The following is a 22,904-nucleotide window of genomic DNA, read 5'->3' on the forward strand; positions in this document are numbered from 1 at the left end:
TTCAGCTGAGCGCCGATGACCCGTCCCTTCCGCCGCAGGGTCTTCTACCTTCCCGGCTATGATCCGATCCCTGCCCGTCGCTACCGCGAGCTTTACCGGCGCGAGGGGATCTTGCAGGCGGAGATCTCGGGCTATGGGCTGAGTTTCGGGCCAAGGCAGGAGCGGACGGGCTTTGGCTGGGGCGTTCTCGGGGCCTTCGAGGAAGGTCTGACTGAAACCGAGGTCGAGGTTCTGGTCTGGGCCGATCTGGTCCAAGCCTCGATGGGCCAGTCGATTGCCGCGACCTATGGCCAGCTGTGGCGCACGGCCAAGGTCTATATCGGCTCGGGCGCGATCTTCCGGCTGATGCGGCTGCGCAAGGGGCCGGTGATTGCGGCGCTTTATCCGCTGGTCGTGCTGATCTTGCAGGCTCTGGTCGCGCTGACCTTGGCGCTGGTGCTTGGCGCGCTGGCAGGTGCGGCTGTGGTCTGGCTGATGCGCGGGCTCGCCCCGGCGCAGGGCTGGCTTCATCTGCCCCTTGCGGTTGCGCTTGGCGTGCCCTTGGCGATCCTGATCTTTCGGCAGGTGCTGCGCTTTTGGCAAAGGATCGATGGCCGACTTTTCGCCTATTACCTGATGCATGATTATGCCTTTACCGCCCATCTCGGCGGGGCCTATCCGCCGGCATTGGAAACGCGGCTGGCTTATTTCCGGGATCGGATTGCCCGCAGTCTTGCCGGGGATTGGGATGAGGTGCTGGTCGTCGGCCATTCCTCGGGTGCCTATCTCGCGGTCTCGGTTCTCGCCGATCTGCTGCGGGCGGAGCCGCGGCGCGAGGACGGGCCTGCGCTCGGGCTGTTGACGCTTGGCCATGTTGTGCCAATGGCGAGCTTCCTGCCCAAGGCCGCGCGGCTGCGCGCCGATCTGCACGATCTGGCCGCCGCGCCGGGGCTGACTTGGGTCGATGTGACCGCGCCGGGAGATCCCTGCTCGTTCGGGCTCTGCGATCCGGTGGCGGTTTCGGGCGTCGCGCCGCCCGACCCGCGCGGGCCGCTGGTTCTTTCGGCGGCCTTCACGCAAACCCTCTCGCCCGAGATGCGGCGCGCCTTGCGCGGTCATTGGTTCCGGCTGCATTTCCAATATCTGCACGCCTTCGACCGGCCCGGAGATTACGATTACTTCGCCATCACCGCCGGGCCCCTGACCTTGGCCGCGCGCTTTTCCGGGCGCGCGCCCTCGCCCGGGCGGATCGTCACGCCCGCGAATCGCTATACCTCAAGGGCCGTGCGATGATCCCGCCGAAGCCCCCTGCTCGCAGCGGCAAGCCCTCGCTCTGGCGCTTCATCCGCGATTTCCGCCGCGATATCCTGTCGGCGCAATCGGGCAAGCTTTACCGCGCCTGGATGGCCGAGTTCAAAAGCCCGCTCATCCACAGTTTCACCTGCAATGATCCGGCGCTGCTCGATCTGATCTTGAAAAAGCGCCCGCTGGATTTCCCGAAATCGGGGCGGATGGCGGCGGGGCTGACACCGCTTCTGGGCAATTCGAGCTTCATCTCGAATGGCGAGACCTGGCGGCATCAGCGCCGCATCATCGACCCGGCCTTCGAGGGTGGCCGCCTGCGCGAGGCCTTTCCGGCCATGCTGGCGGCCTCGGATGCAGCAGTGGCCCGGATCGCGCCTTTGGCCACGGGCCATGAGATCGACATCGAGCCCGAGACCGCCCATGTCGCCGCCGATGTGATTTTCCGCACGCTCTTTTCACTGCCGATCGAGGATGAGACCGCGAGCGGGGTGTTCACCGCCTTCCGCGCCCATCAGGACGCCCAGCCCATGGTCAATCTGGGTGGGCTGATGGCGCTGCCGCGCTGGCTGCATTTCCACTCGCGCCGGACCAAACGGACGGCCAAGCATATCCGGGGCCTGATCGAGCGGCTGGTGCGCGCGCGTGCCGGGCAGATTGCGGTGGGCACGGCCCCCGATGATCTCGCGACCAAGATCATGACCACGCCGGACCCGGAAACCGGCACGCGCTTCACCGAGGTCGAGATGGTGAACGAGGTCGCGACCTTCTTTCTCGCCGGGCATGAGACGGCGGCCTCGGCCTTGGCCTGGTCGCTTTACCTGCTCTCGCAAAGCCCCGAATGGCAGGACCGGGTCGCAGCCGAGCCTGAGGTGCGCGATTTCGGCGGCATCCGCAACCTTGGCGCGGCGCGCGCGGTCTTTCGCGAGGCCTTGCGGCTTTATCCGCCGGTCGCCATGACCGTGCGCGAATGCAAACATGCCGAGACTTTGCGCGACCGCCAAGCGCCCAAGGGCGCGCAGCTGGTGATCTCGCCCTTCCATATCCACCGCCACGAGCGGCTCTGGGACAACCCGGACGGTTTCGATCCGGCGCGCTGGGAGACGGAAAACGGCAAGGCCTGTCAGCGCGACGCCTTCCTGCCCTTCTCGGCCGGGCCGCGCGCCTGTCCGGGGGCGGGATTTGCGATGATCGAGGGGCCGCTTTTGCTCTCGGCCCTGGTGCGCGCCTATCACATCGCGCCGGGACAAGAGGTGCCGGTGCCGGTCATGCGGCTGACCTTGCGGGGCAAGGGCGGGATCAGGCTGAAGCTGATCCCGCGTCAGGCTTAAAGCCGGTAGATATCCGAGAATTTCGCCTCGAGATAATCCAGCAAGGGCTTTTCGCTGACCGAGGCGCCGGTGGCGCGTTCAATCAGCTCGCGCGGCTCGTAAAGGCCGCCATGTCGCTGCATGTTCTCGCGCAGCCATTCGATCCCCGGTGCGGCATCGCCGCGCGCCAGCGAGGCGTCGAGATCGGGCACTGCCTCGCGCATCGCGGTGTTCAGGCAGCCCGCATAGACATTGCCCAGAGCATAGGTCGGGAAATAGCCGAAAAGCCCGACCGCCCAATGGACATCCTGCAAGACGCCATGTGCCGGGCGATCGACCGCCACGCCGAAATCCTTGAGGAAGCGCGCGTTCCACGCCTCGACCAGATCCTCGACGCCCAGCCGGCCCGAGACCAGATCGCGCTCGAGATCAAAGCGCAGCATGATGTGGAGGTTATATTGCACCTCGTCGCTCTCGGTGCGGATATAGCCCGGGGTCACGCGGTTGACGGTGGCGTAGAAATCATCCGGATTGTCGATCTCGATCCCGTCGAAGGCATCGGTCATGCGCTGATGCAGCCAGCCGGTAAAGGCCCGGCCGCGGCCCATCTGGTTCTCGTAGATCCGGCTTTGGCTTTCATGCGCGCCCATCGAGACGCCGCGCCCCAGCGGCGTGAAGGCGTAATCCTCGTCGATGCCAAGCTCATAGCTCGAATGGCCGGTCTCGTGGATGGCCGAGTAGAGGCAGTTGAAGGGATCGGTTTCGACGACGCGGGTGGTGATGCGGCTGTCCTGCCAGCGCCCCGAGCTGAAGGGATGGACGGCCAGATCCATGCGGCCCCGGCTCCAGTCATAGCCAAAGGCGGTGGCGCAGGTGCGCGCGAGCCGCAGCTGGGTTTCTTGCGGGAAGTCGCCCGTCAGTCCCTTCGGCCGGAATTCGGTGCCAAGGATGTCCTCGCGCAGCGCGACCAGTCGCGGCCGCATCGCATCGAACAGCGCCGAGATTTCGGCCTGAGTCGCGCCCGGCTCGTAATCATTGAGCAGCGCGTCATAAAGATCGCCGCCCTCGGCCAGCGCCGCCGCCTCTTCGCGCTTGAGAGCAAGCACATCATGCAGCGTCGGCAGGAAGTCCTCGGGGGCTTCCTTGGCGCGCGCATCGGCCCAAATGCCCTGCGAGAGCGAGGTCACCCGCGCAAGTTCGGTCGCCAGACGCGCCGGGATCTTGCTGGCGCGGTGGAAGTCGCGTGCCACCAACTGGGTAATCCGCTCTTCGACCTCGTTTTGCGGACGTGCGGCGTCAAGCCATTCGCCCAGACGCGGATCGGTGCGGCGCTCATGCAGCACGGCCTCGATTGCGGCGAGCTCTTCGGCGCGCTGTTCGGTCGCGCCGCGCGGCATCACCGTTTCCTGATCCCATCCCAGCCGTTCGGCGACTGCGGACAGCGCCTCGGTCTGGCGCTGGAAGGCAAGCAGATCGTCGAAAGCGCTCATCGGATGGTCCCCCTCACGGATGTTTCATAAGGATAGCACGCATTGAAGCGCGCGCGAATGATCAGTGAGAGCAGCGCGATCGCGCCGACCTGATGGGTCAGGGCGAGATGAAGCGGCGAGGCATGCATGACATTGGCAATCCCGAGCGCGACCTGCAGCAGCACCATGGCGAGCATCAGGCTGAAGGCGCCGCGCGTCACCGGATGGGGCGATTTGCGCGAGCGCAGCCAGACGACGACGGCAAAGATGAAGACGAGATAGCCCGCCATGCGGTGGATGAACTGCACCAGAGCCGGGTTCTCGAAGAAGTTGCGCCAGCCAAGGCTCGCGTCCCAGATCGCCGAGGGGATCCACTCGCCGCCCATGGTCGGCCAGCCGGTATATTGGCGGCCCGCGTCAATCCCCGCGACCAGCGCGCCGATGAGGATTTGCAGGAAGGCCAGATGCATGAGCCCGGTCGACATGCGGAAGAGCTTGCCCTCTCCGGCGCGGCGCGCGCGCATCAGCTGCGCCTCGGGGCGCGACAGCAAAAGCGCGAACCAGACGATCAGGCCGAGGATCAGGAAGGCGATGCCCAGATGGGTCGCGAGCCGGTAGGAGGCCACGCGCAAAAGCGGCGAGCCGTCCAGCCCAGAATGGACCATCCACCAGCCAATCGCGCCCTGAAGCCCGCCAAGCGCCCCCAGCGACAACAGTCGCCCCGTCCAGCCGGTCGGAATGCGGCGGGTGGCGAGAAAGCCGAAAAAGCCCAAGGCCCAGACCAGACCGATGGCGCGGCCCAGCTGGCGGTGCGACCATTCCCACCAATAGATCTGCTTGAACTCGTCGACCGTCATCGTCGCGTTCACTTCCTTGAACTGCGCGGTCTGCTGGTATTTCTGGAATTCGTCCTGCCAGGCCGCCGGATCGCTTGGCGGCAGCGCGCCGGTGACCGGGCGCCATTCGGTGATCGACAGCCCCGAGCCGGTCAGCCGCGTCGCGCCGCCAAGCGCGATCATCGCCGCGACCATGACGAACATCACGATCAACCACGCCCGGATCGCCTTGCGCGCCCCTTTCGGCTGGGTATCGATCATGCCGCCCTGCGGCGCGGGCGCGCTTGGGCTTGCTTCAGAGACGTCCTGAAAGACGGGGCGTTTGGCCATGGCTGGTCCCTCGATGAAAACCGCGCGGGAGAGTGGGAGCTCGCGCGGGAAAGGTCAATTGCGACGAATGAGCTGGCGCAACATGCCGTGGAAGATCTGGGCATCGGCGCGCGTCAGCGGCAGGCGCGACCACAGATTTCGGAGCGTGAGCTTCATCACCGGCGCTTTTTCGGCGGGAAAGAAGAAACCGGCCTCGTCAAGGCGGCTTTCCCAATGATCGGCGAGCTTCTCGATCTCGAGCCGGGTCGCGGGGACCTCGGCATCGGGACGGCGGCCATGGGGGGCGGGCTCGGCCGGCAGGCGACCGCGCGACCATTCATAGCCGTTCAAAAGCACCGCTTGCCCCAGATTGAGCGAGGGGAAATCCGGATTGACCGGCACGGTAATGATCGCATTGGCGCGCGCGACATCGTCGTTTTCAAGACCAGCGCGCTCGGGGCCAAAAATGATCGCGATCTTTTCGCCGACCGCGGTCCGGGCATGGGCGTCAGCCATCGCGGTTTCGGGCGTCAGCACGGGCTTTGTCATCTCGCGACCGCGCGCAGTCGTGGCATAGCAATAATCCACGTCATGCATCGCCTCGGCGAGGGTCGGGAAAACCTGCGCCTGATCAAGCACCTTGCCCGCCGCCCCCGAGGCCATCGCAATGGCGCGCGCATTGGGCCAGCCGTCGCGCGGATCGACAAGGCGCATCCGGGTCAGGCCGAAATTCAGCATGGCGCGGGCCGCCGCGCCGATGTTTTCGCCCATCTGCGGGCGCACGAGAATAATGACGGGTTCCATATGCCGCGCCATACGCCTCAACAGCGGCACTGGCAAGCGGGCCGCGCCTGCGCTATCTGCATGTGACAAATCGACGACCGAGGGTGAAAGCCATGACCGAAGAAACCAACGCGCCGCAGCTTTACCTGACAACCCCGCTCGGGGCCTCGGCTGAGACGCTCGGGCCGCTGCTGGCCGATGTGCTGGACCGTTTTCCCGTGGCATGCCTGCGCATTCCCGGCAATGGCACCGAAGAAGATCTGGGCCGCATCGCCGATCTGGTGCGCGAGATCGCCCATGCCCGCGACGTGGCCGTGGTGATCGAGGACCATGTCCAGCTTGCGCTGCGCCACGGGCTCGACGGGGTCCATCTGACCAAGGGCGCCCGCAAATTGCGCGATGCCCGCAAAGATCTCGGCGCGGATGCGATCATCGGCGCCTTCTGCGGCAATTCGCGCCATGAGGGCATCAATGCCGCCGAAGCCGGAGCCGATTACGTCAGCTTCGGCCCGGTGGGCAAAACCGCGCTCGGTCAGGGCGAGACCGCCGAGATTGATCTCTTTTCCTGGTGGTCCGAGATGATCGAAGTTCCGGTCGTCGCCGAAGGCGCGCTGACGCCCGAGCTGATCGAAGCCTTCTCGCCGGTCTCGGATTTCATCGCGCTCGGGCCGGAAATCTGGTCGGCAGAGGATCCCGTCGCGGCTCTGGCCGCGCTCTGGCGCTGATCCGACTTTGCCCCGGACAGGCGGGCTGATCCAGCACAGGCTGGGCCCGCCCGCTCTCGCGCCACTTGCTCTTGTCCCCTCCCCGCCCTAAAGGCTTGCCATGACCCAGCATCAGCGCCTTCTCATCATCGACTTCGGCTCTCAGGTGACGCAGCTTATCGCGCGCCGCCTGCGTGAGCTGAACATTTACTGCGAAATCCACCCGTTCAACGCCGTGGACGACGCCTTCCTGCGGGACTTCGCCCCGCAGGCCGTGATCCTGTCCGGCGGCCCCGGCTCGGTTCCCGCCGAAGGCAGCCCGCGCGCCCCCGCGCTTGTGTGGTCGCTTGGCGTGCCGCTTCTGGGCATCTGCTACGGCCAACAGCTGATGATGGATGCGCTTGGCGGCAAGGTCGAAAGCGGCCTGCACGCCGAATATGGCCGCGCCTTCGTGCAACCGGCCACCGGGCACACTGCCGACGGCATCTTCGCGGGCCTCTTTGACGGCGGTCAGGAAGAAGTCTGGATGAGCCACGGCGACCGCGTCACCAAGATCGCGGACGGGTTCGAGGTCATCGGCATCTCGCCCAACGCCCCCTTCGCTATTGTTGCCGACGAAACGCGCAATTTCTACGGCGTCCAGTTCCACCCCGAGGTCCACCACACCCCGAACGGCAAGCGCCTGCTGGAAAACTTCACCCGCCTTGCAGGCTTCACCGGCGACTGGACCATGGCCAGCTATCGCGGCGAGGCGATCCGCAAGATCCGCGAACAGGTCGGCGACAAGCGCGTGATCTGCGGTCTTTCGGGCGGCGTTGACAGCTCGGTCGCGGCCGTGCTGATCCACGAAGCGATCGGCGACCAGCTCACCTGCGTCTTCGTCGATCACGGTCTTCTGCGGCTCAACGAGGCCGAGGAAGTCGTCACGATGTTCCGCGACAATTACAACATCCCGCTCATCCATGCCGATGAATCCGAGATGTTTCTGGGTGCGCTCGAAGGCGTCACCGACCCCGAGGTCAAACGCAAGACCATCGGCAAGCTCTTCATCGACGTGTTCCAGAAATACGCCAATGAGATCGAGGGCGCGGAATTCCTCGCCCAAGGCACGCTCTACCCTGATGTCATCGAAAGCGTCAGCTTTGCAGGCGGCCCCTCGGTCACGATCAAATCGCACCACAATGTCGGCGGCCTGCCCGAGAAAATGGGCCTGAAGCTGGTCGAGCCCTTGCGCGAGCTCTTCAAGGACGAGGTCCGCGCTTTGGGGACCGAGCTGGGCCTGCCCGCGAAATTCATCGGCCGCCACCCCTTCCCTGGCCCGGGTCTGGCGATCCGCTGCCCGGGAGAAGTGACGCGCGAAAAGCTCGACATCCTGCGCCAAGCCGATGCGGTCTTCATCGACCAGATCCGCAAACACGGGCTTTACGACGACATCTGGCAGGCCTTCGTGGCCATCCTGCCGGTCCGCACCGTCGGCGTGATGGGCGACGGGCGCACCTATGATTTCGCCTGCGCTTTGCGCGCGGTGACCTCGGTCGATGGGATGACGGCGGATTACTACCCCTTCACCCACCAGTTCCTCGGCGAGACCGCAACGCGGATCATCAACGAGGTCAAGGGCATCAACCGTTGCACCTATGACATCACCTCGAAGCCGCCGGGCACGATCGAGTGGGAGTGAGCCGAGGGGCATGATCGGCGCCCGCTGATCGTATGCGAGAGACCGACCGCCAGAGACCGAAAGGCTCTGGCGGTTGCATTTCGCCCCTACGTCATCTTGCAAAGCCGGTTGCCAATCGCAAAGCTTTGCGCGATCCGCAACGAAAGTCGCTCTTTCGCCTGCCGGGGCTGTCGCGCATCACCATGGAAAGGCTGCGCTTCGCGCCGGAAATGTGACAAGCTGCTTTATCCCAAGTTCATTCAGCCGATTAGAGAGTTATGCAGACCACCAGCTCCCCTGTCGTCGCAGACGGCGCGACCTCGCCCGGCCACGGCATGATCCGGCTGACCGGAACGCTCTCGGCCTCGAGCCTTTCTGAGGCCGAGACCATTCGCTCGCATCTGCCCAAACATATCAGCCTCAGCCGACACGAACCCGGCTGCCTACGCTTCGACGTTGTCCAAACCGACGACCCTTTCGTCTGGGCGCTGGACGAGCTGTTCATCGACGACGCGGCTTTCGCGGCGCATCAGGCGCGGACGAGCGCCAGCGAATGGGGCGACAAGACGCGTGGAATAGCGCGTGATTTCAAGAAGCTGGATGCGATTATTCAGATCCGGGAAGAACTTTCCACGGATATCCCCCAGACCCTGACCCTGCTTGCGGAAACCTTCGACGGCGTCGATGAGGCCCGCGTGGTGCAGATGCTGCGCGAGGATGGCGATCTTGAGGTCTCGCTGGTCGCGGAAGCCGGGGGCGCCATTCTCGGCCATACCGCGCTCTCGCCGCTGCAATCCGAGCGCCCGGCGCTGGCACTCGCGCCGCTGGCGGTTTTGCCGCGTGCGCAGGGCCATGGCATCGCCTCGGCGCTGGTGCGCGAAGCGATCCGCCGCGCCGGGGATCGCATCGTCGTCGTGCTGGGCGAGCCCGATTTCTATTGCCGCTTCGGCTTCCAGCCGGTGAATTGGGAATCGCGCTATGCCGGTCCCTTCCTGCAAGCGGTCGGCCCCGAACTGCCCGAGCGGATGCGCATTACTCATGCCCCGGCCTTTTCCTGCCTCGCCTGAGCGCCTGAAACCGCTCAGACGCTTGGAGCGAGCGGAGGGGATTTAGGGCGCGGGTTGCAGAATGGTGAACTCGACGCGGCGGTTCTTTTGCCGCCCCTCTGGATCATCGCTTCCGTCAGTATGTTCATTCGGGGCGACCGGCTCGGCCTCGCCATGGCCCTCGGTGGTCATGCGCCCAGCCGCGACCCCGTCCTCTGAAAGCCACGCCTTGACCGAGGCCGCGCGGCGATCCGACAGCGCGAGGTTATAGGCGTCCGAGCCCTTGGAATCGGTATGGCCCGCAATCACGACCGGGGCCGTGGAAAAGGCGTCGAGCAGTTCGGCCAGCCGGTCCAGCACCGGCTCGGCATCGCTGCGGATCTCGGCGCTGTCGAAATCGAAGAGCACATCTCCGGGCAGGCTGACGATGATCTTGCCGCCCTCCTCACGCGCCCCGAATTCCGTGAGCAAAGCATCGGCCTTGTCCCGCATCTCGCTGCGCACCTCAGAAAGCCGCATCCGCGAGCTCATCCCGCTTGGGGTCAGGCCGCTTTCCTGCGAAACGGCCGCGAGATGGGAGACGGGGCCGCCAGCCTGCCGCTTCATATGGCTCGCCTGCCCGCCCAAGGACGCGCTGCTGCGCAAGAGCAGGAAAAAGCCCGGACGCGCCGCTGTCAGCGGGCGTGTCTCGGGCGCGGGAGATGCCGAGACCAGCGGCGCAAGATCGCTTTGATCCCCGCCCTTGGTCAATGTGCTGCCGCCGGTTTGGCGCACCAGCTGCGACGCGCCCAAAGAGCGCGGGCTTAGATGTGAGGGCTGAGCGCCAATCGGCGTCCCGGTGAATTCGACGCTATAGGCAAGGGCCGCAACCGGCAGCAGCGCCGCCCCGAAGAGCGCGCCCCAGCGGATCATTGCGCCGCCTTGAGATCAAGCGTCAGCGTCAGGCCGGGGGCGGCGATGTCATCGCCCTTGCGGCCCTCGTTCATCACCAGCTTCACGCTGTCGGTGCCCTCGGGAATGACGCCGGGAAAGACGAGATCGCCTTCCAGCGTCTCGCCCTCGGCAATCGCCAGATTGGGATTGTCGGCAATCGCGCGCAGCATCAGGCGCTGACCGTCGGGCAGTTCGAGAAAGGTCGGATCATCCGTCATCTGGACCGAGCCCGAATCGCCGTCATAGGACAGGGTCACATTCAGCACGGTCGCATCGGTGCCGACGGTCACCTTCTTGACGCGGAGCAGAACGCCCTCGGGGACAGAGACCTGCCCGCCCTTGATCTCGAAGACCGTATCGGCCTGAGCGACAAGCGGAAAGGCGGCGGCGAAAAAGGCGGCAGCGATCAGGGCGCGCATCGAAAATCCTCGTGCAATGGGCCGAAAGGGCCTGGAACTGCGGCGAGTTTTCGCAGGCCCGGCGGCGCCTGCAAGGGCCGCCGCGCACCGATCAGGGCGCAGCGGCGGGGATTTGCCTAATTCGCGCGAAGGCTCATTCGCCGCTGGCGCCGAGGTCGTCTTCCGGCTGCGGCAGGCGCAAGCGAACACGTTTGACGCGACGTGGATCGGCTTCGACCACGTCGATCTCGGCCCCCGATTCCAGTCGAATCACCTCGCCCTTGACCGGCACGCGTCCGGTCAGCGTGAAGATCAGACCGCCGAGCGTGTCGACATCCTCTTCCTCTTCCTCGGGCGAGAGGCGCAAGCCGGTGACGCTTTCGACATCTTCGAGCGGCGCGCGCGCCTGAATGAGCCATTGCCCGGGCTTTTCGGCAATCCAGAGATCGCCCTCGACCTCGTCATGTTCGTCGTCGATCTCGCCCACGACCTGCTCGATCAGATCCTCGATCGTGACCAGCCCGTCAACGCCGCCATATTCGTCGATGACCAGAGCCATATGGATGCGCTTTTGCTGCATCTGCTGCAACAGCACCGCCAGTGGCATCGAGGGGGGCACATAAAGCAGCGGCCGCAGCATCGGACGAAGCGCGAATTGCGCCGGAGCCTGCGCGCCAAAGCCGTATTTCAGCGCGAGATCCTTGAGATGGATCAGCCCGAGCGGCGTGTCGAGCGTGCCGCGATAGACCGGGATCCGGGTAAAGCCCTGCTCGCGGAAATGCGCGACCAGTTCGGGCAGAGCGATATCGACCGGCACGGCCATGATCTCGGCCTTGGGGATGGCGACATCATCGACGCGCAACCGGCGCAGGTTCAGCAGGCCGGGCACGGCACTCGCCGAAGCCCCACCCGCAGCGGGCCGTTCGGCTGCATCATTGTCGGAATCGGCGCCCCCGAAGGCGCCGAAAATGCGGCCCAGAAAACCGCGCGACTGAGGCAGGTCGCGCCCGTCGCCTCCTTCACTCTCGGCCCATGTGGCCGGGTCTGCGGAAACGGGCGTGTCAGGACTTCGGTCGCTGCTCATCTTTCATACTCAAGATAGGGATCGGGGATATCGAGTTTGCGGAGAATTTCGCGCTCGGCGTTCTCCATCGTCTCGGCGTCGGAATCGTCGATATGGTCGTAACCCGCCAGATGCAGCGTCGCATGGACGAGCAGATGGGTGACGTGATCGGCGAAGGGTTTGCCCTGCTCGGCGGCTTCGCGCAGGCAGGTGTCATAAGAGATCGCGATATCGCCGAGCTCGGGCGACGGCGGGAACTCGGGCTTGTCGCCGGGCGCGTGATCGGCAAAGTCGCTCGAGGGCCAGGACAGCACATTGGTCGGCTTGGCCTTGCCACGAAACTCGGCATTGAGACCGGCGATGCGCGCGTCATCGCAGCCCAGAACCACGATTTGCAGATCGGGCAGCTGCATCCAGCTTCCGACCGCCTTGGCCGCGCGGGCCGAGAGGTCGAGAAGCTCGGCGTCGAGCCAGCGATCATCCTCGATCACCAGTTCGACCGCGTCAAAGGCCGCCTGCGAGCCCTCATAGGAATCGGAGGCCATCACGCCCGCTCCCTGTCGCTATGATCGCGGCGTGGCGTGCGATAGCCGCGCTCTTCGCGCGGCTCGCCACGTTCAAGTGCTGCGGCGCTGTCGGAATCATAGGCCTCGATGATGCGCGCGACGAGATGGTGGCGCACGACATCCTTGGCGGTGAAATAGGAAAAGCCGATGCCTTTGATATCCTTGAGCAAACGCTCGGCCTCGACCAGACCCGAGGTGACGCCGCGCGGCAAGTCGATCTGGGTGCGGTCGCCGGTGATGACCATGCGCGAGCCCTCGCCCAGACGGGTCAGGAACATCTTCATCTGCATGGTCGTGGCGTTTTGCGCCTCATCAAGCACGACGAAGGCATTCGACAGCGTGCGGCCGCGCATGAAGGCAAGCGGCGCGATCTCGATGCGCTTTTCCTCCATCAGCTTCTGCATCTGCTTGCCGGGCAGAAAGTCGTTCAGCGCGTCATAGAGCGGCTGCATATAGGGATCGACCTTCTCCTTCATGTCGCCGGGCAGGAAGCCCAGACGCTCGCCCGCCTCGACGGCGGGACGCGAAAGGATGATCTTGTCGACATGGCCGCCGATCAGCATGGTCACGCCTACGGCGACCGCCAGATAGGTCTTGCCGGTGCCTGCAGGCCCGATGCCGAAAGCCATTTCATTGGCGAAGAGCGAGCGGACATAGTCCTTTTGCGCATCCGTGCGCGGCTCGACCGTCTTTTTGCGGGTGCGCAGCTCGATATTGCCATGCTGGAACATCTCCAGCTGCTCGGCGGGCGTGCGATGGTCATCGGCCTGATCCGGCCCCATGCGCAGGGCGGAATCGACCTCGGCCAAGGTCACCGGACGGCCCTGTTCCAGCCGGGCATAGAGGCCGCGCAAGACATGCTCGGCCTCTTTCTGCGCCTCGGCCTCGCCGACGACAGCAAGCAGGTTGCCGCGCCGCAGGATATGGACCTTAAAGCCCTGCTCAATGCGGGCAATGTGGCGGTCGTGAGGACCGCACAGCTCGATCAGCAGGCGATTGTCGGGAAATTCGATCAGCGTTTCGCCAGTGGCGACGCTCGTGTCAGGCTGTGGGGACTGGCCCAAATTCTTCTCCGAAAGGAAGGGAGCATATAACAGATGGTGGCAACCCGATGGGATTCGCACAAGGGGGCGCAAGGCCAATTCCGCGCAAATCCTTCTCTGGACAGGAAAGTTTCATCTAACTGTCACACGGATTTCAGTCATTCCCGCCATTGGCCGAGAATAAAATCATGCAGATAGTCGTCCGGGGCGTCATCCATCTCATGCAAGGGGCCGTGCCAGCGGATGCGGCCTTTGTCAAGCAGGGCTACATGATCGGCGATCGAGCGCACGGAAGTCATGTCATGGGTGATGGTGATCGCGCTCGCCCCGCTTTCCTCGACAATGCCCCGGATGAGGGCATTGATCCGCGCCGCCCGGATCGGGTCGAGCCCGGTGGTCGGCTCGTCGAAAAAGATCACCGCCGGGTCGGCGGCAATGGCGCGGGCGAGCCCGGCCCGCTTGCGCATCCCCCCCGAGAGCGCCGCCGGCATCAGATCGGCAACCTCGGGCCCCAGACCGACGCGGGCGAGCTTTTCGAGCGCAATCCGGCGCGCCTCGGCGCGCGGCAGGGTCTTGAGCAGGCGAAAGGCCACGTTTTTCCAGACCGGCAGGCTGTCGAAGAGCGCGGCGTTTTGAAACAGCATCCCGAAGCTGTCGAGAAAGGCCGTGCGATGGGCGCCGACCAGCGGCGCGCCGCGAAACAGGATCTCGCCCGCCTCTGGCGTTTCGAGCCCGAGGATCGTGCGCATCAGCACAGATTTCCCGGTGCCCGAACCGCCGATGACGACCAAGCTGCCGCCCTCCTCAAGATCGAGGTCGATGCCATCGAGGACAGGTTTGCCACCGAAGCTTTTCTTCAACCCGCGAATGGTGAGAAGCGGCGCCATCAGAAAAAGAGCCCCGTCAGGATGAAGTTTGCGGCCAGAATGCCGATAGAGGCCGCGACGACTGCATTGGTCGTGGCCCGGCCAACGCCCGCCGCGCCCCCGGCGGCGCTCATCCCGAACCAGCAGCCCGAGGTTGCGACAATCAGCCCGAAGACCGCGCCCTTGAGCAGCCCCGAGACCACGTCCCAGCTTTGCAAAAAGGCGAAGCTGTTGTTGAGATAGGTGGCCGAGTTGAAGCCAAGCGCATTCACGCCGACCAGCCAGCCGCCCATGATGCCGATGATATCGCCAACCGCAACCAGCACCGGCACGGTCAGGATCGCGGCCCAAAGGCGCGGCGAGACCAGCCATTTCATCGGATCGCTCGACAGGGTGACGAGCGCGTCAATCTGCTCTGACACGCGCATCGTGCCAAGCTCGGCGGCAATCGCTGAAGCCACGCGGGCCGCGACCATAAGCCCGCCCAGAACCGGGCCAAGCTCGCGCGCCATGCCGATGGCAACCACGGCGGGCACCACGTCAGAGGCCTGAAAACGCTCGCCGCCGGAATAGATCTGCAAGGCCAAGGCCGCGCCAGTGAACAGCGCGGTCAGCCCGACCACCGGCAGCGAGAGCCAACCGATCTGAAGGATCTGCCGCCCCAAAAGCCCGGGCGCGAGCGGAAAGATCCCGGCCAGACCGCGCGCCAGAAAAAGCGAGACGCGCCCGGTGGCGCGGATCAGCCCCAGCGTGGCGCGTCCGGTCAGCCGGATCAGATTCACCGCCAGACCCGGGAGTAGCGCCGCCCGAGCGAGGTCAGGATTTCATAGCCGATCGTGCCCGCAAGCTTGGCCAGATCATCGACCCCCTGCTTGGCGTTCAAAAGCTCAAGCTCAGCCGGAACCACGGCGAGATCGGTGACATCGACGGTGATCAGATCCATCGAGACGCGCCCGATCATCGGCACCGCCGTCTCGCCCGCCCAGAAGTTGACGCCCTTGCCGGTCAGCGCGCGCGGCAGGCCATCGGCATAGCCCGCAGCCAAGGTTGCAATCTTGCTCGGGCGGGTCGCGGTCCAGCTATAGCCATAGCCAACCGACTCGCCCGGCTGCAGTTCGCGGGTCTGGATCACCGGGATCGAGAGCGTCACCACCGAGGCGGCGGTCAGGAAGGGCTCGGCGCCATACATGCCGACGCCGCAGCGCACGAGATCGAAATGGAACTCCGGCCCCAGCAGGATGCCGCCGGTCGCGGCCAGCGCGCGCGGCACGTCGAGCCCGTCGGTCATGGCACGGAAGGCGGCAAGCTGAGCGGCATTGGCCGCGTGATCGGGCTCATCGGCGCAGGCGAGATGCGACATCACGAGAACCGGACCTGCTGCCACGGCCTCAGCGCGGACGGCAGCCCATTCGCCGGGCTCGAAGCCAAGCCGGTTCATGCCGCTGTCAAGCTGGATGCCAAACGCGCCTTTTGGACGCAAAGCGCGGTCGCGGAAGAATTGCGCCGGGCTATTGAGCATCGGGATGAGGCCGGTCAGGTCCTCGCCCTCCATATGCCCCGAGAGCACCATGATGCGCGCGTCATCAGGCAAATGCGGCCGCAGCTCGCGCCCTTCCGAGGCGACCGCGACGAAGAAGTCGCGCGCCCCTGCCGCATAGAGTGCGGGGGCGACCTTCGCCGCGCCAAGCCCGTAGGCATCCGCTTTCACCACCGCTCCCGGACGCGCAGCAGGCGCGCGCGCGGCAAGCGCTTTCCAATTGGCCACGAGGGCCGAAAGATCAATCATCAGTCCCATGCCGCTCGCATGAACCCGGACCCGGCGGGCGTCAAGGGTTTTAAGCGGCGCGGGCTGTGAACCGCCCTGCCCCACGGCGTTCGGATGCGACTGAAGTCGTTTAACGTTTTTGCAAATTTGCAGGATCTCTGGCAGCTTTAATTTGCAAATTTTCTGCTTTGCGCTTCCGACTGCGAATTTTGCGGGTTACACAGGCAAAAGCCGAGTGGAGGGCCCGATGAAGGACATTCTGGACGAACTGGACAAGCGTCGCCGCGAGGCCCGTCTTGGCGGTGGGCAGCGTCGCATCGACGCGCAACATGCGCGCGGCAAGCTGACCGCCCGCGAGCGGATCGAGCTGCTTCTCGATGAAGGCAGCTTCGAGGAGTTCGACATGTTCGTCCGCCATCGCTCGACCGAATTCGGCATGGAGGCCGAGCGCCCCTATGGCGACGGTGTCGTGACCGGCTGGGGCACGATCAACGGCCGCATGGTCTATGTCTATTCGCAGGATTTCACCGTCTTCGGCGGCTCGCTGTCGGAAACCCATGCCCAGAAGATCTGCAAGATCATGGATATGGCGATGCAAAACGGCGCTCCGGTGATCGGGCTCAACGATTCGGGCGGTGCGCGCATTCAGGAAGGCGTGGCCTCGCTTGCGGGCTATGCCGATGTTTTCCAGCGCAACGTACTGGCCTCGGGCGTGATCCCGCAGATCTCGGTTATCATGGGCCCTTGCGCGGGTGGCGCGGTCTATTCGCCCGCCATGACCGACTTCATCTTCATGGTGAAGGACACGAGCTATATGTTCGTGACCGGCCCCGATGTCGTGAAAACCGTCACGAATGAGATCGTCACCGCCGAACAGCTTGGCGGGGCCTCGACCCATACCAAGAAATCCTCGGTCGCCGATGGCGCCTTTGAAAACGATGTCGAGGCTTTGTCGGAAATCCGCCGCCTCTTCGACTTCCTGCCGCTCAACAACCGCGAGAAGGCGCCAACCCGGCCCTTCTTCGACGATCCGAACCGCATCGAGGCAAGCCTCGACACGCTCATCCCCGATAACCCGAACCAGCCCTATGATATGAAAGAGCTGATCGCGAAAATCGCGGATGAGGGCGATTTCTACGAGATTCAGAAGGATTTCGCCGGCAATATTATCACCGGCTTCATCCGCCTTGAAGGCCAGACGGTCGGCATCGTTGCCAACCAGCCGATGGTGCTGGCGGGCTGTCTCGACATCGATTCCAGCCGCAAGGCCGCGCGTTTCGTGCGCTTCTGCGACGCGTTCGAGATCCCGATCCTGACGCTGGTCGATGTGCCCGGCTTCCTGCCCGGCACCGGTCAGGAATATGGCGGCGTCATCAAGCACGGCGCGAAGCTGCTCTTTGCCTATGGCGAGGCGACCGTGCCGAAAGTCACCGTCATCACCCGCAAAGCCTATGGCGGCGCCTATGACGTGATGTCCTCGAAACATCTGCGTGGCGATTTCAACTATGCTTGGCCCACTGCGGAAATCGCGGTGATGGGCGCGAAAGGCGCGGTCGAGATCCTCTATCGCAGCGAGCTTGGCGATGCCGAGAAGATCGCGGCGCGGACCAAGGATTACGAAGACCGCTTCGCCAATCCCTTCGTTGCCGCCGAAAAAGGCTTCATCGACGAGGTGATCCAGCCGCGCTCGACCCGGCGCCGGGTGGCCCGCGCTTTTGCTAGCCTGCGCGGCAAGAAGTTGACCAACCCGTGGAAAAAACACGACAATATCCCACTCTAAGAGGCCTGCCGTGACCCTTCGGTCTGCCGCCCTGCTGCCGCTTCTTTTCCTGCCGTTTCCGGTGGGGCTGTCAGCGGCGGCCGCTGGGTCCGACGCGCCTGCCATTTCGTTGCCCTCGGGCGTCAACATCCACCTTCAGGAAAAGCTCGAAGACGACCTCGGAGAAAATGGTTTGACCTATCGCTTCCGCTTCGTGATGCCCGATCTGGCCAAGCGCGTCCCCGCGACCTCTGGTTCGGCGACGGATTTCTTCGCGGATGGCGAAGGCGAAGGTGATGGTCCGCGCGCGCCCATTGATGTCGACACCGAGGCCGCGAATGACGAGGCGTCCGCGGACGGTGATTACATCGATGACGGCATGGTCAGCGAAGAGGATCTTCACCTCGCGCCGGTGATCTCGGTTCCCGGCGCGGAAGAAGAGGCCGATGCCGCCATCGACAGCTCGCTGTCAGGCAGCTCCCCCACCGGCAATGAGGGCGACGACCGCCTGCCACCTGCTCCAGATGTTCTGCTCAAAGATCCAGTTCATGATGATATTGTCTGGATCTGCGAAAACCTCGCTTTGCCCGAGGCGCTGAAATCGTCCAGAAGACCGCAGCAGATCGTCATCAGTCTGGCTGACCGAGAATCAGTTTTCGGCACCTATGACCCTGACGTTCTTCAGATATTTGAATCATTTACCCTGCCGAAAGACAGGGATAGCTGCGAATGGAGACCCTGGTGACCCCTATTTACCCCGCCACTGATGCATGCCGGCCACAGGCAGCAGCGGCAAACACGACTTCTCCGGTCGGGCTCTCGCTGGCCCCTGCGGCGGTCGCTATGATGATGCGCCGGTTGCATAATGCCTCCGGCAAGAAACTGAGCAGTCGGGGAGAATCGTCCCCGTGCCCCTGGAGTTTGACCTCATGTCGAAAAAGCTTGTCCTCGCCCTTTGCCTCGTTGGCTTCGCTGCTGCTTGCGCACCCAAAAAAGAAGAAGTCATCGTCCCGACCCCCGTCACCACGGAGCCGGTCTACAAAGGCAAGTTCGGCGCGAACTAATCTTGCCGAGCGCGGGCAGACCACCTGCCCGCGCCCATCCGCCCGTGCCAGCCTTCGCCAGCCGGGCAATCTTACGGCACTGATCCGCCCCGCGGCTCCCTCGATGATGGAGGCCGCAGCATGCTGAAGCATCGGGGCTTTCCGGGCCGTCTTCCCTCGACCGATTTTCAATTCGTGATCCGGCGCGCCAACAAGAAGGGCGCAACCAAGCTGATCGCGCGCGAACGTTTCCGCGACCGTTCGCCTGCCGACAAAAAGGCCGATGCCGGTTTTCTTGCGGCGCTCATCAACCATTTCAGCGACGAACCTTTCGAGCGCGGCAATCTCGATGCCGGGCGGATCTCGTGGCTTCTGGGCCGCGAGGTGGTTGCCGTCGGCAAGCTTGATCCCACGAGCTACGATCAACTGCTGCGTGTCGATCTGAAAAAGGCCGAGGCGAATTTCCCCGAGCTTTTCGCCGCCGACGCGCCCGAATTCGATTGGGATGAAGATTCCGACGACGATTGGGATGACGAGGAATTTGACGATGAAGACGACCACGGAGGCCGTGGTCGCTAATGGGCAAGTTGATGGGCATGTCTTCGCCGAAAGCGGGTTTTTCACAGCCAATTCAGTTGGCGGTCGTGGGAACTTATGCGAAGGAATGGACATTGAATCATCATCCCGTCGGTCCGGACGGTCTTCGGACCGGACCGGGCGGACATATAACCAGAGGCAGTCTATCATGCAGACCCGTACCTTCTTCCGTCTTTCGGCTCTCGCGCTTGTCGCGTCGACCCTCGCTGCGTGCCAGCCGGGCCAGCCGGTCAACCCCAACATGCGCAACGCCGCTGTCGGCGCGGCCGCTGGCGCCGTCGCTGCAAAAGCTTTTGACGGCAGCGCAACCAAAGGCGCTCTTGCCGGTGCCGCACTTGGCGCGCTCTGCAACGACGCAGGCGTCTGCTCGGGCTACTGATACCCGCCGCATCAACTGCGCAGGTTTTCACGCCGCTCCCGCATCATGCGGGGGCGGCGTTTTCTTTTTTCATTGCCGTTGAACCGGCCCAAACCACGAGTCGCTCATGTTCAAGAAGATCCTGATCGCAAACCGGGGCGAAATCGCCTGCCGTGTCATCAAGACCGCCCGAAAAATGGGCATCGCGACCGTGGCTGTTTACTCTGACGCCGACCGCAATGCGCTGCATGTGCGCATGGCCGATGAAGCCGTCTACATCGGCGCCTCGCCCGCCAACCAATCCTATATCGTGATCGACAAGATCATGGAGGCGATCCGCCAGACCGGCGCTGAAGCCGTCCATCCGGGCTATGGGTTCCTGTCGGAAAACAAGAAATTCGCCGAGGCGCTGGAAGCGGCGGGTGTCGCGTTCATCGGGCCGCCCTCGGGCGCGATCGAGTCGATGGGCGACAAGATCACCTCGAAGAAGATCGCCCAAGAGGCCGGGGTCTCGACGGTTCCGGGCTATATGGGTCTGATCGCCGATGCCGAAGATGCGGTGAAGATCTCGCAGCAGGTCGGCTATCCGGTGATGATCAAGGCCAGCGCGGGCGGTGGCGGCAAGGGCATGCGCATCGCCTGGAACGATCAGGAGGCGCGCGAAGGCTTTGAAAGCTCGAAGAACGAGGCTGCGAACAGCTTTGGCGACGACCGGATTTTCATCGAGAAATTCGTCACCCAGCCGCGCCATATCGAAATTCAGGTTCTGGCCGATAAACACGGCAATTGCGTCTATCTGCACGAGCGCGAATGCTCGATCCAGCGCCGCAACCAGAAGGTCATCGAAGAAGCGCCCTCGCCCTTCCTCGACGAAGCGACCCGCAAGGCCATGGGCGAGCAATCGGTCGCTCTGGCCAAGGCCGTGGGCTATGCCAGCGCGGGCACCGTCGAATTCATCGTCGATGGCAGCCGCAATTTCTACTTCCTCGAAATGAACACCCGCCTTCAGGTCGAGCATCCGGTGACCGAGCTCATCACCGGCGTCGATCTGGTCGAACAGATGATCCGCGTCGCTGACGGCGAGAAGCTGCCCTTCGCGCAATCCGACCTCAAGATCAACGGTTGGGCGATCGAAAGCCGCCTTTACGCCGAAGATCCCTATCGCAACTTCCTGCCCTCGATCGGGCGCCTGACCCGCTACCGCCCCCCGGCGGAAGTCGCGGCCGGTCCGCTCAAGACCTCGGGGAACTGGGTCAACGCGAGCGAGGGCGGCGATAGCCCGGTCGCGGTGCGCAATGACACCGGCGTCTATGAGGGCGGCGAGATCTCGATGTATTACGACCCGATGATCGCGAAACTCTGCACCTGGGCGCCCACCCGCGCCGAGGCGGTCGAGGCGATGCGTCATGCCTTGGACGAGTTCGAGGTCGAAGGGATCGGCCACAACCTGCCCTTCCTCTCGGCGGTGATGGATCATCCGAAATTCACCTCGGGCGATATTTCAACGGCCTTCATCGCCCAGGAATATCCCGATGGTTTCCTTGGTGCGACCCTGCCCACCGCTGAAATCGAGCGCGTGGCAGCGGCGGCGGCGGCGATGTATCGCGTGGCCGAGATCCGGCGCACCCGCATTTCGGGCCGTCTCGACAACCACCACCGCCATGTCGGCGAGCATTGGGTGGTCAGCCTTGGCGGCCATGACGTGCCGGTGCGCATCACCGCCGATAAGGACGGCTCGACCGTGCTGATCGGTGATCGCAGCCTGCGCGTCGAAAGCGACTGGTTGCCCGGTCAATCTTTGGCGCGGCTGACCGTCGATGGCAAACCCTTGGTGATGAAGGCCGATCGCGCGAGCTCTGGCTTCCGCCTGCGCCTGCGCGGCGCCGATCTGGTCACCCATGTGCGCCGTCCGCGTGCTGCCGAACTGGCCCGGCTGATGCCAGAGAAACTGCCGCCGGATACTTCGAAATACCTGCTCTGCCCGATGCCGGGGCTGATCGTGAAGATCAATGTCGCGGCGGGCGATGAGGTGCAGGAGGGTCAGGCTTTGGCAACCGTCGAGGCGATGAAGATGGAAAACATCCTGCGCGCCGAGAAGAAGGCCGTGGTCAAATCCGTCAATGCCAAACCCGGCGAAAGCCTCAAGGTCGATGACGTGATCATCGAATTCGAGTGAGGCCGGTTTGAGCACTCTCCCCCTTCCCTCCGCCATGTTCGGATCTGCCCCCATGGGCAGGCCGGGCGGGCGGCGTGGCGCAAGGGGGCACTGATGCCGTCGCCCGTCGATGACTGGATCAATCCCGCCGTGCAGGGCGCGCTGGTCGCGGCCTTTGTCGCGATGGGCGGCTGGATCTACAACGGGCGACAAAACCGGCGCATGGCGTCTCAGCTGCGCGCAGAGCGGGTCAATGACCTGCAACGCGCCATTCTGGCCGAGATCCGCGCCCATGTCGTCTCGCTGGAACACCAGCAGCTCAGCCTCAAGGAAAGCCATGCGCTGATCGAGCGGGTGCGGGCGGGCGGCTATATCCCCTCGATCCCGAGCGAGGCCAATGACCGGATCTTCCGCGCGGTGATCGCCGAGATCCACGTCTTGCCTGCATTGGTGATTGATCCGGTGGTGATCTATTACCGGCTGCTTGCCGTGATGGAGGCTTTGGCCGCCGATGTGCAAAACGCCGCGCGCAAGGATGCGCTGCGGGCGGCCGATATGCTGACCGATTACCTGCTGCTGAGCGAAGAGGCGCTTGAGGCCGGGCGTTATGCGATGGTGATCCTCTCGGCGCAGCTCAATGGCGGTGTCGCCGCGATCGAGGCCCTTCTGGATGAGGCGTCAGAAGCAGAGGCCGCGCGAATCACCGCGAGCCTGCCGGGAGAACTGGTTGAGCTGAGAGAGCGCCTTAATAAGCGATCTTCGGACCGGAGCGACCTTTGATGGGACGCAATCCGATGACACTGGTAATCTCATTGGCGGTGCGGGCTTTGGCCAGCCGTTCCACCAGTTTTTCCGTGGTTGTCGCAGGTTTGGCGCGCCATTCGGCACTGCGTCCGGCCTTCGGCGCGGCCGCATCGGCCCGCGCTTCCGTCTTGGGCGACATCATCGACTTGGGCATGA

The 22,904-nt window shown here is 64.2% G+C and carries 24 protein-coding genes; 12 read left to right on the forward strand and 12 right to left on the reverse strand.

Annotation, left to right across the window (positions count from 1 at the left end; genetic code table 11):
• Window positions 1-15: 15 nt before the first annotated feature.
• Both JCM7686_RS09415 and JCM7686_RS09420 read left to right on the forward strand, forming a co-directional pair.
• Complete coding sequence (locus tag JCM7686_RS09415) at window positions 16-1,272, forward strand: hypothetical protein (protein WP_020950628.1); 1,257 nt, start codon at window positions 16-18, stop codon at window positions 1,270-1,272.
• A complete protein-coding gene (locus JCM7686_RS09420) occupies window positions 1,269-2,612 on the forward strand; it encodes a cytochrome P450 (RefSeq protein ID WP_020950629.1) in 1,344 nt (447 codons plus the stop codon). Before JCM7686_RS09415 ends, JCM7686_RS09420 begins: the two co-directional genes overlap by 4 nt.
• Here JCM7686_RS09420 and JCM7686_RS09425 read toward each other — a convergent pair.
• The 3 genes from JCM7686_RS09425 to JCM7686_RS09435 are packed head-to-tail and all read right to left on the reverse strand — an operon-like array spanning window position 2,609 to window position 6,021.
• Window positions 2,609-4,081 carry a carboxypeptidase M32 gene (locus JCM7686_RS09425; RefSeq protein ID WP_020950630.1) on the reverse strand — a complete coding sequence of 491 codons (1,473 nt, stop codon included), beginning with the start codon at window positions 4,079-4,081 and terminating at the stop codon, window positions 2,609-2,611. The genes JCM7686_RS09420 and JCM7686_RS09425 overlap by 4 nt on opposite strands.
• Complete coding sequence (ctaA, locus tag JCM7686_RS09430) at window positions 4,078-5,226, reverse strand: heme A synthase (protein ID WP_020950631.1); 1,149 nt, start codon at window positions 5,224-5,226, stop codon at window positions 4,078-4,080. The genes JCM7686_RS09425 and ctaA overlap by 4 nt, the downstream gene beginning before the upstream one ends.
• Window positions 5,227-5,280: 54 nt before the next feature.
• Window positions 5,281-6,021, reverse strand: coding sequence for an RNA methyltransferase (locus JCM7686_RS09435; RefSeq protein ID WP_041527255.1), 741 nt, complete (start codon window positions 6,019-6,021; stop codon window positions 5,281-5,283).
• A gap of 80 nt (window positions 6,022-6,101) precedes the next feature.
• Between JCM7686_RS09435 and JCM7686_RS09440 the strand changes: the two genes are divergently transcribed.
• The 3 genes from JCM7686_RS09440 (at window position 6,102) to JCM7686_RS24685 (ending at window position 9,419) form a co-directional block, all read left to right on the forward strand.
• On the forward strand, window positions 6,102-6,713 hold the full coding sequence (locus tag JCM7686_RS09440; RefSeq protein WP_020950633.1) for a thiamine phosphate synthase: 612 nt from the start codon (window positions 6,102-6,104) through the stop codon (window positions 6,711-6,713).
• A gap of 100 nt (window positions 6,714-6,813) precedes the next feature.
• A complete protein-coding gene (gene guaA, locus JCM7686_RS09445) occupies window positions 6,814-8,373 on the forward strand; it encodes a glutamine-hydrolyzing GMP synthase (RefSeq protein ID WP_020950634.1) in 1,560 nt (519 codons plus the stop codon).
• Between the two features lie 257 nt (window positions 8,374-8,630).
• Window positions 8,631-9,419 carry a GNAT family N-acetyltransferase gene (locus JCM7686_RS24685; RefSeq protein ID WP_020950635.1) on the forward strand — a complete coding sequence of 263 codons (789 nt, stop codon included), beginning with the start codon at window positions 8,631-8,633 and terminating at the stop codon, window positions 9,417-9,419.
• 42 nt (window positions 9,420-9,461) lie between these two features.
• Here the strand turns inward: JCM7686_RS24685 and JCM7686_RS23410 are convergent, their stop codons facing one another.
• The 8 genes from JCM7686_RS23410 to alr form a co-directional block, all read right to left on the reverse strand.
• Window positions 9,462-10,310: an OmpA family protein gene (locus tag JCM7686_RS23410; RefSeq protein WP_020950636.1), complete on the reverse strand. Its 849-nt coding sequence runs from the start codon at window positions 10,308-10,310 to the stop codon at window positions 9,462-9,464.
• Window positions 10,307-10,750 (reverse strand): hypothetical protein, encoded by a 444-nt coding sequence (locus JCM7686_RS09465; RefSeq protein WP_020950637.1) that lies wholly within the window; start codon window positions 10,748-10,750, stop codon window positions 10,307-10,309. Before JCM7686_RS09465 ends, JCM7686_RS23410 begins: the two co-directional genes overlap by 4 nt.
• A gap of 133 nt (window positions 10,751-10,883) precedes the next feature.
• The gene (locus tag JCM7686_RS09470; protein ID WP_020950638.1) at window positions 10,884-11,813 is read right to left on the reverse strand and encodes a transporter associated domain-containing protein; all 930 of its coding nucleotides are present in this window, start codon (window positions 11,811-11,813) and stop codon (window positions 10,884-10,886) included.
• On the reverse strand, window positions 11,810-12,337 hold the full coding sequence (ybeY, locus tag JCM7686_RS09475) for an rRNA maturation RNase YbeY (RefSeq protein WP_020950639.1): 528 nt from the start codon (window positions 12,335-12,337) through the stop codon (window positions 11,810-11,812). The genes JCM7686_RS09470 and ybeY overlap by 4 nt, the downstream gene beginning before the upstream one ends.
• A complete protein-coding gene (locus tag JCM7686_RS09480; RefSeq protein ID WP_020950640.1) occupies window positions 12,337-13,422 on the reverse strand; it encodes a PhoH family protein in 1,086 nt (361 codons plus the stop codon). Before JCM7686_RS09480 ends, ybeY begins: the two co-directional genes overlap by 1 nt.
• A 137-nt stretch (window positions 13,423-13,559) precedes the next feature.
• The gene (locus tag JCM7686_RS09485; protein WP_020950641.1) at window positions 13,560-14,288 is read right to left on the reverse strand and encodes an ABC transporter ATP-binding protein; all 729 of its coding nucleotides are present in this window, start codon (window positions 14,286-14,288) and stop codon (window positions 13,560-13,562) included.
• The gene (locus JCM7686_RS09490) at window positions 14,288-15,049 is read right to left on the reverse strand and encodes an MlaE family ABC transporter permease (protein ID WP_020950642.1); all 762 of its coding nucleotides are present in this window, start codon (window positions 15,047-15,049) and stop codon (window positions 14,288-14,290) included. The genes JCM7686_RS09485 and JCM7686_RS09490 overlap by 1 nt, the downstream gene beginning before the upstream one ends.
• Entirely contained in the window at window positions 15,046-16,062 is a 1,017-nt protein-coding gene (gene alr, locus JCM7686_RS09495; protein WP_020950643.1) for an alanine racemase, read from the reverse strand. Before alr ends, JCM7686_RS09490 begins: the two co-directional genes overlap by 4 nt.
• A gap of 217 nt (window positions 16,063-16,279) precedes the next feature.
• Between alr and JCM7686_RS09500 the strand changes: the two genes are divergently transcribed.
• From JCM7686_RS09500 to JCM7686_RS09525, 7 genes are all read left to right on the forward strand, one after another.
• Window positions 16,280-17,812, forward strand: a complete 1,533-nt coding sequence (locus tag JCM7686_RS09500) for an acyl-CoA carboxylase subunit beta (protein WP_020950644.1) — start codon at window positions 16,280-16,282, stop codon at window positions 17,810-17,812.
• 10 nt (window positions 17,813-17,822) lie between these two features.
• The gene (locus tag JCM7686_RS09505; protein ID WP_020950645.1) at window positions 17,823-18,536 is read left to right on the forward strand and encodes a DUF6497 family protein; all 714 of its coding nucleotides are present in this window, start codon (window positions 17,823-17,825) and stop codon (window positions 18,534-18,536) included.
• Between the two features lie 184 nt (window positions 18,537-18,720).
• Complete coding sequence (locus tag JCM7686_RS25025; RefSeq protein WP_268935160.1) at window positions 18,721-18,855, forward strand: hypothetical protein; 135 nt, start codon at window positions 18,721-18,723, stop codon at window positions 18,853-18,855.
• Window positions 18,856-18,975: 120 nt separating this feature from the next.
• The gene (locus JCM7686_RS09510) at window positions 18,976-19,413 is read left to right on the forward strand and encodes a hypothetical protein (protein ID WP_020950647.1); all 438 of its coding nucleotides are present in this window, start codon (window positions 18,976-18,978) and stop codon (window positions 19,411-19,413) included.
• A 166-nt stretch (window positions 19,414-19,579) separates the two neighbouring features.
• A complete protein-coding gene (locus JCM7686_RS09515) occupies window positions 19,580-19,810 on the forward strand; it encodes a hypothetical protein (RefSeq protein WP_041527256.1) in 231 nt (76 codons plus the stop codon).
• A 106-nt stretch (window positions 19,811-19,916) separates the two neighbouring features.
• A complete protein-coding gene (locus tag JCM7686_RS09520; RefSeq protein WP_020950648.1) occupies window positions 19,917-21,965 on the forward strand; it encodes an acetyl-CoA carboxylase biotin carboxylase subunit in 2,049 nt (682 codons plus the stop codon).
• A gap of 93 nt (window positions 21,966-22,058) precedes the next feature.
• A complete protein-coding gene (locus JCM7686_RS09525) occupies window positions 22,059-22,724 on the forward strand; it encodes a hypothetical protein (protein WP_020950649.1) in 666 nt (221 codons plus the stop codon).
• Here the strand turns inward: JCM7686_RS09525 and JCM7686_RS09530 are convergent.
• Entirely contained in the window at window positions 22,690-22,902 is a 213-nt protein-coding gene (locus JCM7686_RS09530; RefSeq protein ID WP_148292599.1) for a hypothetical protein, read from the reverse strand. The genes JCM7686_RS09525 and JCM7686_RS09530 overlap by 35 nt on opposite strands.
• Window positions 22,903-22,904: the final 2 nt, after the last annotated feature.

Source organism: Paracoccus aminophilus JCM 7686 (assembly GCF_000444995.1).
Classification (GTDB): Bacteria; Pseudomonadota; Alphaproteobacteria; order Rhodobacterales; family Rhodobacteraceae; genus Paracoccus; species Paracoccus aminophilus.

Excerpts from the sequence above, each read along its gene's own strand:
- JCM7686_RS09415 (WP_020950628.1), top strand. The coding sequence starts at position 16 with ATGACCCGTCCCTTCCGCCGCAGGGTCTTCTACCTTCCCGGCTATGAT.
- JCM7686_RS09420 (WP_020950629.1), top strand. The coding sequence starts at position 1,269 with ATGATCCCGCCGAAGCCCCCTGCTCGCAGCGGCAAGCCCTCGCTCTGG.
- JCM7686_RS09425 (WP_020950630.1), bottom strand. The coding sequence starts at position 4,081 with ATGAGCGCTTTCGACGATCTGCTTGCCTTCCAGCGCCAGACCGAGGCG.
- ctaA (WP_020950631.1), bottom strand. The coding sequence starts at position 5,226 with ATGGCCAAACGCCCCGTCTTTCAGGACGTCTCTGAAGCAAGCCCAAGC.
- JCM7686_RS09435 (WP_041527255.1), bottom strand. The coding sequence starts at position 6,021 with ATGGCGCGGCATATGGAACCCGTCATTATTCTCGTGCGCCCGCAGATG.
- JCM7686_RS09440 (WP_020950633.1), top strand. The coding sequence starts at position 6,102 with ATGACCGAAGAAACCAACGCGCCGCAGCTTTACCTGACAACCCCGCTC.
- guaA (WP_020950634.1), top strand. The coding sequence starts at position 6,814 with ATGACCCAGCATCAGCGCCTTCTCATCATCGACTTCGGCTCTCAGGTG.
- JCM7686_RS24685 (WP_020950635.1), top strand. The coding sequence starts at position 8,631 with ATGCAGACCACCAGCTCCCCTGTCGTCGCAGACGGCGCGACCTCGCCC.
- JCM7686_RS23410 (WP_020950636.1), bottom strand. The coding sequence starts at position 10,310 with ATGATCCGCTGGGGCGCGCTCTTCGGGGCGGCGCTGCTGCCGGTTGCG.
- JCM7686_RS09465 (WP_020950637.1), bottom strand. The coding sequence starts at position 10,750 with ATGCGCGCCCTGATCGCTGCCGCCTTTTTCGCCGCCGCCTTTCCGCTT.
- JCM7686_RS09470 (WP_020950638.1), bottom strand. The coding sequence starts at position 11,813 with ATGAGCAGCGACCGAAGTCCTGACACGCCCGTTTCCGCAGACCCGGCC.
- ybeY (WP_020950639.1), bottom strand. The coding sequence starts at position 12,337 with ATGGCCTCCGATTCCTATGAGGGCTCGCAGGCGGCCTTTGACGCGGTC.
- JCM7686_RS09485 (WP_020950641.1), bottom strand. The coding sequence starts at position 14,288 with ATGGCGCCGCTTCTCACCATTCGCGGGTTGAAGAAAAGCTTCGGTGGC.
- alr (WP_020950643.1), bottom strand. The coding sequence starts at position 16,062 with ATGGGACTGATGATTGATCTTTCGGCCCTCGTGGCCAATTGGAAAGCG.
- JCM7686_RS09500 (WP_020950644.1), top strand. The coding sequence starts at position 16,280 with ATGAAGGACATTCTGGACGAACTGGACAAGCGTCGCCGCGAGGCCCGT.
- JCM7686_RS25025 (WP_268935160.1), top strand. The coding sequence starts at position 18,721 with ATGTCGAAAAAGCTTGTCCTCGCCCTTTGCCTCGTTGGCTTCGCTGCT.
- JCM7686_RS09510 (WP_020950647.1), top strand. The coding sequence starts at position 18,976 with ATGCTGAAGCATCGGGGCTTTCCGGGCCGTCTTCCCTCGACCGATTTT.
- JCM7686_RS09515 (WP_041527256.1), top strand. The coding sequence starts at position 19,580 with ATGCAGACCCGTACCTTCTTCCGTCTTTCGGCTCTCGCGCTTGTCGCG.
- JCM7686_RS09520 (WP_020950648.1), top strand. The coding sequence starts at position 19,917 with ATGTTCAAGAAGATCCTGATCGCAAACCGGGGCGAAATCGCCTGCCGT.
- JCM7686_RS09525 (WP_020950649.1), top strand. The coding sequence starts at position 22,059 with ATGCCGTCGCCCGTCGATGACTGGATCAATCCCGCCGTGCAGGGCGCG.
- JCM7686_RS09530 (WP_148292599.1), bottom strand. The coding sequence starts at position 22,902 with ATGCCCAAGTCGATGATGTCGCCCAAGACGGAAGCGCGGGCCGATGCG.